The organism is Enterococcus florum, assembly GCF_004309355.1.
In the GTDB taxonomy this organism is placed as follows: domain Bacteria; phylum Bacillota; class Bacilli; order Lactobacillales; family Enterococcaceae; genus Enterococcus_A; species Enterococcus_A florum.
Window position 1 is genome coordinate 38801 of record NZ_BJCC01000004.1, and the last position, 14947, is coordinate 53747.

Annotated in this window: 12 protein-coding genes; 11 read left to right on the plus strand and 1 reads right to left on the minus strand. The window is 41.0% G+C overall.

Going from position 1 to position 14947, the window contains the following annotated elements; all coding sequences use genetic code 11:
* Positions 1–3 precede the first annotated feature (3 nt).
* The 4 genes from melB to NRIC_RS02245 all read left to right on the plus strand — a co-directional run bounded on the left by melB (position 4) and on the right by NRIC_RS02245 (position 5044).
* Entirely contained in the window at positions 4–1428 is a 1425-nt protein-coding gene (melB, locus tag NRIC_RS02230; RefSeq protein WP_146621072.1) for a melibiose:sodium transporter MelB, read from the plus strand.
* 104 nt (positions 1429–1532) lie between these two features.
* Positions 1533–3032: a xylulokinase gene (gene xylB / locus NRIC_RS02235; protein ID WP_146621073.1), complete on the plus strand. Its 1500-nt coding sequence runs from the start codon at positions 1533–1535 to the stop codon at positions 3030–3032.
* 657 nt (positions 3033–3689) lie between these two features.
* On the plus strand, positions 3690–3932 hold the full coding sequence (locus NRIC_RS02240; protein ID WP_146621074.1) for a hypothetical protein: 243 nt from the start codon (positions 3690–3692) through the stop codon (positions 3930–3932).
* Between the two features lie 140 nt (positions 3933–4072).
* Positions 4073–5044 carry a diaminopimelate dehydrogenase gene (locus NRIC_RS02245; RefSeq protein WP_146621075.1) on the plus strand — a complete coding sequence of 324 codons (972 nt, stop codon included), beginning with the start codon at positions 4073–4075 and terminating at the stop codon, positions 5042–5044.
* Between the two features lie 329 nt (positions 5045–5373).
* Here NRIC_RS02245 and NRIC_RS02250 read toward each other — a convergent pair whose 3' ends face one another.
* On the minus strand, positions 5374–5586 hold the full coding sequence (locus NRIC_RS02250; RefSeq protein WP_146621076.1) for a zinc ribbon domain-containing protein: 213 nt from the start codon (positions 5584–5586) through the stop codon (positions 5374–5376).
* A 198-nt stretch (positions 5587–5784) separates the two neighbouring features.
* Between NRIC_RS02250 and NRIC_RS02255 the strand changes: the two genes are divergently transcribed.
* From NRIC_RS02255 to NRIC_RS02285, 7 genes are all read left to right on the plus strand, one after another.
* The gene (locus NRIC_RS02255; RefSeq protein ID WP_175579977.1) at positions 5785–8364 is read left to right on the plus strand and encodes a sigma 54-interacting transcriptional regulator; all 2580 of its coding nucleotides are present in this window, start codon (positions 5785–5787) and stop codon (positions 8362–8364) included.
* 132 nt (positions 8365–8496) lie between these two features.
* A complete protein-coding gene (locus tag NRIC_RS02260; protein ID WP_146621078.1) occupies positions 8497–8913 on the plus strand; it encodes a PTS sugar transporter subunit IIA in 417 nt (138 codons plus the stop codon).
* 19 nt (positions 8914–8932) lie between these two features.
* Positions 8933–9424 (plus strand): PTS sugar transporter subunit IIB, encoded by a 492-nt coding sequence (locus tag NRIC_RS02265; protein WP_146621079.1) that lies wholly within the window; start codon positions 8933–8935, stop codon positions 9422–9424.
* A gap of 17 nt (positions 9425–9441) precedes the next feature.
* Complete coding sequence (locus NRIC_RS02270; protein ID WP_146621080.1) at positions 9442–10248, plus strand: PTS mannose/fructose/sorbose/N-acetylgalactosamine transporter subunit IIC; 807 nt, start codon at positions 9442–9444, stop codon at positions 10246–10248.
* Positions 10245–11069 carry a PTS system mannose/fructose/sorbose family transporter subunit IID gene (locus NRIC_RS02275; protein ID WP_146621081.1) on the plus strand — a complete coding sequence of 275 codons (825 nt, stop codon included), beginning with the start codon at positions 10245–10247 and terminating at the stop codon, positions 11067–11069. Before NRIC_RS02270 ends, NRIC_RS02275 begins: the two co-directional genes overlap by 4 nt.
* Before the next feature lie 12 nt (positions 11070–11081).
* The gene (locus tag NRIC_RS02280) at positions 11082–13259 is read left to right on the plus strand and encodes an alpha-galactosidase (protein WP_146621082.1); all 2178 of its coding nucleotides are present in this window, start codon (positions 11082–11084) and stop codon (positions 13257–13259) included.
* Positions 13260–14924 (plus strand): glycoside hydrolase family 13 protein, encoded by a 1665-nt coding sequence (locus NRIC_RS02285; RefSeq protein WP_146621083.1) that lies wholly within the window; start codon positions 13260–13262, stop codon positions 14922–14924.
* Positions 14925–14947: the final 23 nt, after the last annotated feature.

Genomic DNA, 14947 nt, shown 5'->3' on the forward strand with positions numbered 1-14947 from the left:
ATCATGAAAGTATCTGCAAAAGAAAAGTATTCCTACGGGTTAGGTGCATTAGGAAAAGATATGATTGTTGCTATGATTTTTGTTTTCGCTATGTTGTATTTTACTGATGTATTAAAAATATCCGCGTCATTTGTCGGAAGTTTGTTCTTTCTGGCTAAATTCTGGGATGCCATCAACGATTTGGCCATGGGGGTCATTGTTGATAATACTCGGACCAAGTTTGGTAAATTCCGACCTTGGCTGGTCATCGGAACACTGATCAATGCCATTGTATTTGTTTGTCTATTTACCAATTGGGGGTTGTCAGGAACCGCTCTTTATGTCTTCGCAGCGGTGATGTATATCTTATGGGGGATGACCTACACAGTAATGGATATTCCATATTGGTCGATGCTTCCTAACCTGACCAGCGACAAACGGGAGCGAGAAAAATTATCGGTGATTCCCCGTATTTTCGCTTCGATTGGCGGTTCTTTACTTGTAGCCGGTTTTGGCTTACAGATTATTGACTTCCTAGGCTCCGGAGATATGCAAAGCGGCTTTACCCGTTTTGCTTGGATTATTGCCATTATCTTTATTGTGACGATTGGAATTACGGTAGTAAATGTGAAGTCCGCAGATAAAGCAGTCAGTAAAACTGCGGAAAAAGTATCCGTTAAGCAATTAATGAAGATTATTCTGAAAAACGATCAGCTGGTAGTTGCCATTGGTATTATTTTAACCTTCAATTTGGCGATCCAATTCGTTAATGGAGTGTCTACGTATTACTTTATTTATGTGACAGGCAGTAAAATGATGTTCTCTGTTTTTACCATGTTTGCTGGTTTCGCGGAAATCGGCGGGTTATTTCTCTTTCCTAAATTAGTGGGCAAGTTTTCACGAGCAAAGGTTTATCTGCTAGCGTGCTTGTCGCCGATTATTGGTTTTGTATTATTATTAATCACAGGTTACGTCTCACCTGAGAATGCTTTTCTGACGGCTGCTGCTGGGATTTTGGTTAAATTGGGTTCTGGCCTGCAATTAGGAACCGCTACAGTCATCTTGGCGGATGTCGTAGATTATGGTGAATACAAATTTGGTACTCGCAACGAATCTGTGACTTTCTCTATTCAAACCTTGATGATTAAATTTTCTTCAGCAATTGGTGCTCTTTTGACTGGATTTGCTTTAGATTTAACCGGCTATGTGCCAAATGCTGCACAGAGTCCAGCTACTTTAATGGGTATTCGAATCGTAATGATTGTTTTACCAATTGGTTTTACCTGCATCAGCTATCTAATCTATAAAAAATTCTTCAAGCTCAGTGGCGAGTTTTATGATGAATTTATGACGATTCTAGCAAAACAAAAAGCTGAAATCGAAGAAAAACAAGAACTACTATCAGAGGAAAACCTAGAGATGCTGGAGAAGCTTCCAGCAGATATTTAAATACTCAACAGCAGGGTTCCTCCTTTGACAGCTAGACGTGCTGTTTTGCTTCTGTTAAAAAGATGCTAAGCTTAAGATAACCTCTCTGAAAAGGATGAATTATCATGTATTTATTAGGTATTGATATTGGCACATCTTCTTGTAAAGCGGCTTTGTTTACTTCTGCCGGTGAAGCAATCGCCCAAGCAAGTCAAAGTTACTCAGTTTTTTATCCTCAGGAAGGCTGGGCCGAACAAAATCCTGCTGATTGGTGGCTGGCGGTCTGCAAAGCGACTAAGAAACTAATTGCCGAATCAAAAATTAATCCAAGTACGATTGCTGGAATCGGAGTGGCAGGTCAAAGCTGGTCAGCGATTCCGATGACGGCAGACGGACAGGTTTTAGCCGACACTCCGATTTGGATGGATACCCGAGCAGTGGATATTTGTCAGGATCTGGAGGAACAAATTGGAGAGGAGCGATTTTTTCAGCTTTGTGGAAATCCACTTCAGCCAGCTTATACGCTGCCAAAAATTTTATGGTACAAAAAGCATCAGCCAGAGATGTATCAACAAATCGATAAAATTCTGCAATCCAACAGCTACATTGTTTATCAGTTGACTGGCTGCTTTTCTCAGGATGTTTCGCAGGGCTACGGATATCAATGCTTTGATTTGCGAAAAGGCTCCTATGACCAAGTTATTTGTCAGGAATTGGGCATTCCAATGAAAATCTTACCGGACATTTTCGCTTGTCATGAGATTGTTGGCAAAGTAACCAACGAAGCGGCTCTTCAAACAGGATTGACTGCGGGTATCCCGGTGGTTGCTGGTGGTTTGGATTCAGCCTGTGGCGCGTTAGGTACCGGAGCGATTCAAGCAGGGGAAACCCAAGAACAAGGCGGGCAAGCTGGAGGTATGGGTATTTGTCTGGACACTTACCAGGCTGATAAACGGTTGATTCTCAGTAATCATGTAGTTCCCAACAAGTGGCTGCTTCAAGGTGGTACAGTTGGTGGAGGCGGTGTCCTGAACTGGCTGGAAAAACAGTTAGGGGATGCAGAACGATTACTAGCAATAGAAAATAAGACAAATAGTTTTATCGAATTAAGCAAACTAGCCGAAAAAATCACACCAGGTTCAGATGGATTAATCTTCTTACCTTATATGGCGGGAGAACGTTCTCCTATTTGGAATTCTAAAGCAAAAGGCGTCTATTATGGACTTGATTTCAGTAAAACAAAGGGGCATCTAATCCGAGCGGGAATGGAAGGTGTGGCCTACTCCCTTAAGCACAACCTAGAAACTGCCCAGCAGGCTGGTGCAGAAGTTTCATTACTGCGAGCCATGGGTGGTGCTGCCAACAGTGAAGTGTGGACGCAGATTAAAAGTGATGTAACCGGCAAAGAAATTCGCGTAGTCAACACGGATACCACAACAACTTTAGGATCAGCGATTCTAGCAGGTGTGGCAACAGGTGTTTACAAAGATTTTGAAGAAGCAGTCAATCAAACGGTTACCTATAGTAGACGCCATCTGCCAAATCAGGCATTGATAAATGTTTATCAAGAAGGGTATAAGAAATATTTGGCAATCTATGAGTCGCTATCTGGATTGATGGTTTGATTTTTTGAATAAGAAGGATACGGCGAGCCCGCTCAGTTGTAGGGCTCGCCGTATCTTTAAATCAAGATTTTTCTGTCGACATGGCTTTGTGACTATCGGTTTTGCTTCTATTAGTCTGTCTGAACTAAATAAATCCCAAAATCTCGATAAGACTATCTGCAACTTCCATCTTAGAAAGTGTTTCTGAAAACAGAATCGACAAATAGATCGGAGCGTTCGCCGGTTGGGATAAACAATGCTCAAGAAAAGCGCCTCGTTTGGCTCCCCTTGGCAATGAGCGAAAAAATGATAACCTATCAATGGAAAAAGCTCTTCCCAAGTTTTTGGAAATTTAAAGTTCTTCTGAACAAGCCGAGATCGCAAACAAGGCTTCAGCACTACTAGAGGCCGATATAAACATATAAAGGCTGAATGTTCACCAAATCAGCTTTTATAAGGTTTCAGCAAAATTGACTTATCAGATATTCCAGATTGTATCCAGCAGATGCATAGAGTGTGAGCACCATGGGTATCGTTCAAAATTCCTTATACTATAAAATCAGACGTTCGGTCCACCAGAAATAAGTCTTGGGACGGAGGTCAGGATGACCAGATCAATGCTACACTTTTAGTACGTTGAAAAGGAACTTATTCGTAAACAATGAGGAGGAAGAACAAATGGAAAGCATTGAACATCGTGTTGAGCCAGTCGAATCAAGCAATAGACTGCTGCAGGTCTCTAATAAAGTTCGTTATGAGCAGGCCAAGCATTCAACAGTTGTCTCTTTGGCGATTGCCATGTTAGGGTATAGCGTAGATAGTTTAGCAAACAGTGATTTAGGTCCGTTGATGCTGGCGGGCGGGTTGCTCTTAGGCTGCAGAAATCTTTATTTAGTCAAAAAATATAGTCCAGGGAAATAAATGTTTATTGCCATTATTTGTAATGTAGCTATTTCTACAGTGAAGAATGCGAATATTCTTCACTGTTTTTTTGTACGGCTTTACTTTTCTGTCCATCAATATAGTATAATTTTACTAACAAAAGAGAAGGAGCGATGCAAATGACAAGAGTAGCGATTGTTGGTTATGGTAATTTAGGACGCGGTGTTGAGCGTTCCTTGAAGCAAAATCCTGATATGACTTTGGTGGGTGTTTTTACTAGAAGGGCACCAGAGTCAGTAGCGACTGAAGGGGCAGCCGCTTATACGATGGATGAACTGCTGCAGAAAAAATCAGAGATCGACGTGTGCATTTTATGTGGGGGATCTGCTACGGATTTGCCAGTCCAAACACCAGAGATCACAAAAAATTTCAATACGATCGACAGTTTTGATACCCATGCCAACATTCCTGAGCATTTTGCTGCGGTGGATCAAACGGCAAAAGAAAATCAAACAGTGTCTATTATTTCCACAGGATGGGACCCTGGGTTGTTCAGCTTGAATCGGTTATATGCTCAAAGTATTTTACCTAAGGGAGAGACGAATACCTTCTGGGGCAAAGGAGTCAGTCAGGGACATTCGGATGCGTTACGAAGAATTAAAGGTGTGGCGGATGCTGTGCAATATACAATTCCCAACACAGAGATTATCCAAAAACTCAAATCTGGTGAAAAACTGGACTTGGAAACTAGAGACAAACATTTTAGGGAGTGTTTTGTTGTTTTGCAGGATGGAGCAGATGCTGAGGCGATCAAAGAAGAAATCGTCACCATGCCAAACTACTTTGCTGATTATGATACGGATGTTCACTTTGTCTCCCAAGCAGAGCTGAATCGTGACCATAAAGCAATGCCTCATGGGGGAACAGTGCTTCATACGGGCACTACTCATGAAAAAACCAAGCAAGTGATCGAATACACCCTGCAATTAGACAGCAATCCTGAATTCACTGCCAGTGTTTTAGTAGCCTATGCTAGAGCATGCGCACGTTTAGCGAAAGAAAAACAGTTTGGTGCGTTCACCGTATTAGATATTGCTCCAAAATATTTATCACCGATCGATGATGCGACATTGAGAAAAGAGCTGCTGTAATTAAATAGTCCGCTATGCTATAAACCTAGTAAAAGGAGGTTAGTGCTGTCTTTTACTAGGTTTTTTATGGAGAAACAGAGGTTTGAATAATTGGATAAATCAATTGATATAGATAGACGGCTGATAACGAATTTACGTAGATAGTCAACCTATGGAGATGAAGAAAATGAGTGACAAAGAATGGAAATCAGTAAGCACAACGCCGCTGATTTTAAGCCGACTTTCTGAAAATTACCTGTACGGCTAGGAGATGACTGAAGCACTTTGCATTGTAGATTTTTAATTTAAAAGGTAAAGGGCAATCCTCGTGAAGAGAACTGCCCTTTTTATTAGCCATTCATCAAGAAATCAAGGATGTTCCAGCCATCGGAAGTTACACCGCGATACAACTCTGTAAAGCCGCATTGTGAACAAGTAACGGTATAGAATTTTTTATTTTGCACATCAAAAATTCGCGCAAAATTCCCGCCAGTTGCCTGGAATTGATCTGTCTCATAATGTTGGTTGCCACACTTATCACATACGTACTGTTTTTTATTCATTTTTTCTCTCCTCTATTGGTCAGCTGCTTGGTATAGGTATACTATACCAAGTTTTTAGTAAAAATTCTTAGGCCAAAGGACTGAATTTTTCTTCCATCCTTAGTACAGCTGGATCAACTCAGAAAAAATTTTGTATTTCTCGCTCTGCGACTTGTTGTATAATGAACAAATAAATCATAAGGCAAAGGAGGGATCGTAGTGAAACGCTCTCGTTATGTAGTACTGGATCATTTAAAAGAATTAGTGGAAAATCAAGAGAAGGTCACAACAAATGATGTTGCCGAAAGTACACATTTAAGTAGAAATGTTGTGACAACCTATCTTTCTCAATTATTAAATGAAGGGCTAGTGAAAAAAAGCGGGACTCGTCCGGTCTTTTGGCAGCCAAACAACGAATCAGCGGATGCATTTTCAGGCTTTATTGGGGCACAGGGTAGTCTAGAAGCGGAAATTGCCGAATGTAAAGCTGCGGTCACTTATCCACCGAAAGGATTTCCGATCTTAATCACCGGTGAATCTGGTGTCGGAAAAAGCTATCTTGCATCATTGATTCATCAATATGCAGTCGAGGAAAAGGTTATTGAGCCATCGGCTAAGTTTGTCACCTTGAATTGTGCCGATTATGCAAATAATCCAGAGCTGTTGTCCTCCGTCTTATTTGGGTATCGCAAGGGTGCCTTTACTGGAGCAGAAAAGGACACAGAAGGGCTGGTGCAGCAGGCAGACGGTGGTTTTCTATTTTTAGACGAAGTTCATCGTCTCAATAGTGAGAACCAAGAGAAGTTGTTCACTCTGTTGGATTTAGGCCAATATTATCCGTTAGGTGAAAAGGAACAAGCAGTAAAAGTCGATTTGCGGTTTATTTTTGCCACAACAGAGTCTTTGGATGAATCATTGCTGCGCACATTTCAGCGACGTGTTCCCATGACCGTCAAATTGCCGGCCTTTCATAGACGTCCGATTCACGAGCGATTAGAGATCATTTTTGATAACTTTGTACGTGAGGCGAAAAATTTGGATAAAGATTTCGAACTCGGATTAACCGAAATTTTTTCGCTGATCAATCGACAGTACAAAGGAAATTTAGGAGATGTCAAAAACCAGGTACGCCTGCTTTGCGCCAGAGCGTTTATGGAGCAAAAGAAAGAATCGGTTCTTTGTGTTGGCGAAATGAAGGAGGGACTGATTTTCTTATCTAAAGAGACGGTTTCTTCAACGTTGACGGAGAGATTGTTTAGGCAGAGCTTTTCAGATTTTTTGAACGAAGTCTTTGTTCCTGAAAAAATCCATGACATGAATGAATGCCGCTTTTTGATCCGTAAGGAAATTAAAAAAATCCGTCGACAGCTGCAGCAGCAATCCACCAGTACTTTGATTTTAGCCAGTTTTGTTCAGCAGTTGTCTGACCAAGCGAATGCCTTTTGCGAACAATACGGCATCTTTACTCAATTACAAGAAGAAGATTTGCAGGAGGCTGCGTTGATTGTTGCCCTGTTTCTTGAATCGACGTTCTCACTCAAAGATCATGCGGTGATCGAGAAAATCAAGACTACGTATCCCCGCTCTTATTATTTGATGGGCAGATTTATTGAGCGAATCCAAGATCCTTTTAAACTCGGGAACGAACAAATAGATGTTTTGCAGTGTTTGCTGCTGTTTATTTTGATTGGTGAGGAATTTCAGATAATTGAAAAGATCCCATTTTATTGCTTGCTGTTGTCTCACGGGACGATGGCCTCCAGTATTCAACGAATCGTGAATAGTTTATGTCACACCTACCTGTTTGAAGCGTTTGACATGCCCGTCGATGCATCAATCAAAGAGATTAGTACAGAGGTAGAGACTTTTCTGCAAAAGCAAAACCGTCGAGACCAAGAAGTCATTTTGCTGTTTGACATGGGGTCATTGAGTCAAATGTACAAGGAAATTAAAAAGCAATCGAATGCTGATTTGATGGTCATCAACAATTTGACAACTTCTATGGCATTGGATATCGGCCTGCAGGTCCAGCAACAGCAGCCTTTTAAGGAAATTGCCAAAAAAGCCGAGCACTATAGTGAAATGACGAATGTCCAATATTTTGAAGGGTTATCACAAAACCGCAATATCATTGTTTCCTGTATGTCCGGGGTAGGATTGTCTGAAGAGATCAAGACTATTATGCTGGACAGTTTGGCGGAAGCGACTGAGATCATCACGATGGATTACAAAGATTTAAAACAAACGTTGAATTCTCATGATTTGGCTTATTTTGCCAATACCCAAATGATTTTAACCACGACAGACATCGATACTTTTGAAGAACTCTCGATCATCAATATCTATGATGTGATGGAACCAGAAGGAGCCGCATTGGTGAAGCAACTGTTGATTGAAAATGGTGAATCTGAAATAGCCTGTGATCGCTTGTTGGAACAATTTTTGCAGTTCTTTACGATTGAAGGTATTGGTGCTCGTCTGCAATTTCTGAATCCTGAGATCGTAATTAAAGAGGTTCAGGAAATCGTAGAGAAATACCAGCAATACTACGAATTGACCGTCACTGGACGGGACAAATTGAATCTTTACATGCACATCGCACTGATGATCGAGCGAATGATGGTCAGCTCAAGAAGAGGCGAGGAGAGTCATGTAGAAGAAAAAATCAGCGATGCCCAACGCAAAGAGTTCTATTCGGTCTCTAGAAATATTTTTCACGCAGTGGAGCGAAAATACAATATCCACGTCGATGATTATGAATTGTCATTGATGTACGAGTTGCTTAACATGCAATTTTAATGGGTTATTGCTTAAACATAGTGCTTAGTTTGTTAAGCACTATTTTTTTGTGCTTAACAGACCTTGCCAGCAGTGAATTTGGGAAGTTGGCACATGACTTGCTTATAGTAAGGATGAAAAGGAGGGGAAGAGATGACTAAGTTCGCAATCGCTACTCATGGGAATTTTGCACAGGGGTTGAGAAGTACCTTGGAATTATTTGTACCAAATGAGGAGGTCGCGTTTTTGTCCGCCTATGTGGAAGAGGAACCACCTATCGACGACCAGTTGGAAGCATTTTTTGCCTCATTAGGTGATGACGAATCAGCGATAGTCTTCACGGATTTATTTGGCGGCAGTGTGAATCAAAAAGTTTTATTAGCCAGTGAGGGGAAACAGGTTCAAATCATTGCCGGATTTAACTTGCCAGTAATCTTAGAAGTTGTATTAAATAAAGAAAATTTGACAACAGAAAATTTAACGCATTATTTGGAAACAAGTAAACATGCGATGCAGCTGGTAACACCCATTGTGGAAGACACAGTCAGCGAAGAAGACTTCTTCGCATAATAAAAAGGAGAGAATAACTATGATTAAGGCATTACGAGTTGACGAACGGTTGGTTCACGGACAGATCGCCATGGTCTGGTCAAAAGAATTAAAACTACAAGGCTTAGTCATCGCCAATGACGAAGTAGCTAATAATGACACGCAAAAAATGGCGCTACAAATGGCAGTACCCAGCAATATTAAATCAATTATGAAAGACACCGATGGCGCAATTGCTTTATTAAAGAATCCAAAAGCCAGTGCGATGAATCTGATGGTTTTAGTCAAAACAGTTGCGGATGCCCTTAAAATTGCTAAGGAAATTTCAACGATCGAATATGTAAATATCGGCAATGCCGGCAAAATGATCAATGAACCGAAAAAGGAAATCACTAAATATGTCATGCTGACAGATTCTGAAATTGTTGCCTTGAAAGAGTTGGTTGAAATATATCCAGAAACAGCCTTCCAAGCAGTACCGACAGAAGACAAGCTATTAGCTAGTACGATCATTAAGGATCAAAAATTATAAAAAAGGGGTGTTAGATCATGTGGGATGCATTTTTAGTTGGGTTAGTCGTCTTCCTTTGTGTAGGAGGACATGAGTTAATTGGATTTTCATTGCTGTTTCGTCCAATTGTTGTCGGACCATTCTTAGGATTATTGATGGGAGATTTGCAAACCGGCTTAATGATCGGTGCAGCTTTGGAAACAATCTTTATGGGTGTCATCAATATTGGCGGGGCCTCAGCAGCTGAGCCTGGCTTGGCAACTGCTCTAGCTACTGGCTTTGCGATCAAATTAGGCGGTGGCGTGGATGCAGCAATTGCATTAGCTTTACCAATCGGTATCTTAGGTCAACAAATTAAACTTGCTATTTATATTTTATTCAGTGGGTCAATGGCACCGGTATTCGATCGTTTAGCAGCAGAAGGCAAACAAAAACAATTTACTTATCTGCACTTTGGTGTTTGGGCAATTTGGTTCTTTGCTTATTCCTTGATCCCATTCTTTGCAATGCTGTTTGGTGCGAATGCTGTGCAAGCTGCCCTAGATATGATTCCTGATGTTATCATGAACGGCTTATCTATTGCAGGAAATCTACTGCCTGCAGTTGGTATGGCTATGTTGTTAAGAATGTTGTGGGAAAACAAGATTGCTGTCTTTTTCTTCCTAGGCTTTCTCTTTGTTGCCTATCTTAAATTGCCATTAGTCGCTGTGGCTGGAATCGCCTTTGTAATTGCGATTTTAATTGCTCAACGCGATTATCAATTAAATAAGTTAGAAAAAGCAAAACCAGTTGTGGTACAAGCGGCCGATGGGGTTGATCAAGAGGAGGAGGACTTTTTCGCATGAGCAAACTAGGGAACGATTTAACGAAAGAAGAGAAAAAATTGGTTCGCCAAATGTTCTGGCGTTCGCAAACCTTATACGTTTCAGTCAATCCAGCTAAACAAGGTGCCAATGGATTTTGTTACTCAATGATGCCGTTTATCAATGCTTTTTATAACGAAGAGGAGCAACGCAAAGAAGCGTTAGTTCGCCACATGTCTTATTTCAATACGACCGTGCCGATGGTTTCTTTCATCATGGGTATTGCTGCTTCAATGGAAAAAGAAAATTCTGAAAAGGAAGGCTTCGACGTAGCATCTATCAATGCCGTTAAAACAAGTTTAATGGGACCAATGGCTGGTATTGGCGATTCCATCTTCTGGGGTGTTTGGCGCGTAATTTCTGCTGGTTTAGCTGTTGGCTTAGCAACTAGCGGGAATGTATTAGCACCCATCGTATTCTTGGCGATGTTTAATATCCCACAATGGTTAACCAGATATTATGGTGCTTTCTTAGGCTACTCTTTGGGATCTAAATATATCGAAAAGCTTTATTCAGAGGGCTTAATTGGTATCTTAACGAAGGGTGCCAGCATGGTTGGATTGATGATGGTAGGTGCTATGACGAGTTCAATGGTGGTTTTCCAAACAAAGCTTTCCTTTGATATGCAAGGGGAAACAGTTATGAAGCTGCAGGAAATGCTGGATCAAATTTTTGTCGGTATCGTACCATTATTATTAACCTTGCTTTGCTACTACTTGTTGAAGAAAAAAATAAGCATTACTGTCTTAATGTTGGGGATTATTGTTTTGGGCATTGTCTTATCAGCACTAGGAATTGCATAGGAGGACGAAAAAATGATTACGTTTGATGAAGCAACTGGTATTTTTCATCTTCAGGGAAAACAAACAAGTTATTTCATGCAAAAAAACGAACAAAATCATCTTTTTCATCTATATTGGGGGAGCCGCTTAGCCAAGCGTCTCCCTGATTATGTATTGAAAGAGATTCAACGTGCCAGCTACATAGCGGATACAGATCATATTAAGGAATACAAATTGGAACGTCTCCCTCAAGAATATCCGGCTTTTGGCAATAGTGATTTACGCAAACCAGCTTATCAACTGACATTTCAAAATGGAACGCAAATTAGTGATTTTCGCTATGTTACTCACGAAATCATCCAAGGTAAGCCCGTGTTAAAAGGATTACCAAGTTTGCGGGAAAGCATCGATTGTGAGACGCTGAAAATTACACTGCACGATGCGTATCAGCAAATCAATCTATCTTTATTTTATACCTTGTTTGAAGAAGCGGATATCATTACTCGGCATAGTGAATTGGAAAATGTTGGCGATGATCCGGTAGAAATTAATCAGCTAAACAGTGCCTGTGTTGAATTACCAACTAGCGATTTGGATTTGCTGCATCTGAGCGGTTCTTGGGCACGAGAAACACATATCCAACGGACGCCTCTAAGCCAATTAAATTATCGAGTAGAAAGTACTCGTGGCAGCAGCAGTCATGAGCACAACCCTTTTATTGCTTTAATGGAAAAAGAAGCGACTGAAACTAATGGGGACGTTTACAGCATGAATCTAGTCTACAGCGGGAATTTTGAAGCAACCGTTGATGTAGAAATGCAGGATGCTGTTCGGATGCAAATTGGGATGAATAGTACACTATTTGGCTGGCAGCTGCAGCCAGGAAAAACCTTCGTTTCACCAGAAGCTATCTTAGTATACAGCCAGCATGGACTACAGGAATTAACGCACAAATATCATCAGGCATATCAAAATTATTTGCTGCCGAAGAAATTCGCTAAAAAGGAACGGCCAATTTTGGTCAACAGCTGGGAGGCCTGCTATTTCGACTTACAAGAAGAAGCGCTGTTGGAGTTAGCACAATCTTCCAAAGATCTGGGTGTAGAGTTATTTGTTTTGGATGATGGCTGGTTTGGTCATCGCGATGATACCAGCAGTTCATTAGGTGACTGGTTCGTGGATTCGCAAAAATTTCCACAAGGGCTAGAACACTTTATTACCCAAATTAAGCAAATTGGGTTGGACTTCGGCATGTGGGTAGAACCAGAAATGATTTCTGAAGACAGTAATTTGTATCGTCAACATCCAGACTGGTGTATTGAGGTTCCAGGGCGATTGAAATCTTATTCTCGCGGACAATTTGTCTTAGATTTAGCAAACACTGAAGTACAGAATTGTTTGATTGAAACCTTGTCAGAACTTTTCCAGCGTTATGATATTGATTACGTCAAATGGGACATGAATCGCAGCATGACGGAAACTGGATCAAATGCCTTAACCAGCAGCCAACAAAAAGAATTTTATCATCGATATATGCTGGGATTGTATCGTGTGTTAGCCAAAGTAACTGAGCAATTTCCAGATATCCTATTTGAAAATTGTGCCGGAGGTGGCGGACGGTTTGATCCGGGAATGATGTACTACATGCCGCAAACCTGGACCAGTGATGATACGGATGCAATTGAACGTTTGGCTATTCAAGAAGGAACTAGCTTGATTTATCCTGCGATTTCTATGGGTGCCCATGTTTCTCAAGTCCCGAATCATCAGATTGGTCGGGTAACTCCTTTGAATACTCGGGGAGTGGTCGCGATGCAGGGAAATTTTGGTTATGAAATGGATTTGTCCAAAATCCCACTGGAAGAAAAAATGGAAATAAAAGCACAAATTGAACAATTTAAGAAAATTCGTTCGACGGTGCAATTAGGAACGTTTTATCGGTTGGCAGTACCAGTAAAGGATAATGCTAAAGCTTGGTTGTTTCTGGATGAGCAGCAGGTAGTAGTTTCTTATGTCCAAATTCATGCTAAACCTAATTCACCATCCAAGCGCTTGAAACTAACAGGTTTGAATCCAGAAGGCTTGTACTTGCTTCCAACTGGCGAGAAACGTCATGGAGATGAATTAATGGCTTTCGGTTTAGCTATCGATCCAGTGAAGCAGGATTATTACAGCCAACAATGGATTTTACAGAAAGTAGAGGATGAGTAAATGCAGGACTGGTGGAAAAAAGCAGTATTTTATCAAATTTATCCTAAGAGTTTTAAGGATACAAATGGAGATGGGATTGGTGACATCAATGGTATCCGCGAAAAGCTTCCCTACTTAAAACAGCTTGGTGTTGATGCTTTGTGGATCAGTCCCGTTTACTTATCACCGCAAATTGATAATGGCTATGACATTGCCGATTATCGTAGGATTGATCCAATGTTTGGTACTAACAACGAAATGTATCAGTTGATTGAAGAAGCACATCAGCAAAATTTAAAAATTGTGATGGATTTTGTGGCAAATCATACGTCAGATCAGTGCACTTGGTTTCAGGAGAGTCGCAAATCTAAGGATAATTATTTTAGCGACTTTTACATTTGGAAGGATGCAAAAACAGATGGCTCTGTCCCAAATAATTGGGGCTCCAGCTTTGGCGGCTCCGCTTGGACTTGGGACGAATCTCGTCAGCAGTATTACTTGCATTATTATGCCAAAGAACAACCAGACTTAAATTGGGAAAACCCAACCGTTCGCTCATACATTTATGATATGATGCGCTTTTGGAAAGGGAAAGGAGTAGACGGCTGGCGCATGGACGTAGTGACCTCTATCTCCAAGAATTTAGATTTCCCTGATAACCCACGTCCGTTCACTACCGAGAATCAACAAAATGGTCCACGTATGCATGAATTTATTCACGAAATGAATCAAGAAGTTTTGAAGCCTTTTTCTATGATGAGTGTCGGTGAATCACCAGCGGCTAAATCACCTGACGGCCATTTATTAGTGGATCCCGCCCGAGAAGAGCTGGATATGATCTTTACCTTTGAGCACATGCACGTAGATCGAGTCAAAGGTAATGTTAATGGTCGCTGGGCCTTAAAGCCAATGGATCTGCCGGCATTGAAAAAAATTCTTGCATCTTGGCAGAAAGAATTGCGAGGCCGTGGTTGGAATGCCTTATACTTTGAAAATCACGATCGTGCCCGAGTGATTTCACGTTGGGGAAATGATGAGGAGTATCGTTATGAATGTGCCACTGCTTTTGCGACAGTTTTGCATGGGTTGCAAGGAACACCGTTTATTTACCAAGGGGAAGAAATCGGCATGACCAATCCTAAATTTGCAATTGATGAGTATGAAGATGTGGAGTTGCAAGGCAATTATGAGTTCTACGTGAAGCAGCAACAGACAATTTCTGAAGAAGAATTTCTAGCAGCGGTTCACAAGATTACCCGTGATAATGCTCGGACACCTATGCAATGGGATGACAGCCAAAATGCTGGGTTTAGCGATGCTGATCCTTGGTTTAAGTTGAATCCTGATTATTCGTTGATCAATGTAGCTTTTGATCAAACCAGTGAGAAATCTGTTTTCAAGTTTTATCAAAAGCTGATTGAACTTCGGCATACGGAGGAACTGATGACAGAAGGCGAGTTTGAACTATTGTATGAAGAGGATCCGGCACGTTTTATCTACAAACGCAGATATAAAAAAACGAGTTGGTATATACTGGCCAACTTTTCAAATCACAACCAATCGATTCCTGAAGATTTAAGAGATCTGAATGGACGCTTCGTCTTAAAAAATAGGCCAGAACGAAACACATTGGATCCGGCGTTGACTCCTTATGAAGCTTTCATTTTTGCTGTAGACGAAGAATAAAAATACTATTGATCATACCCCAA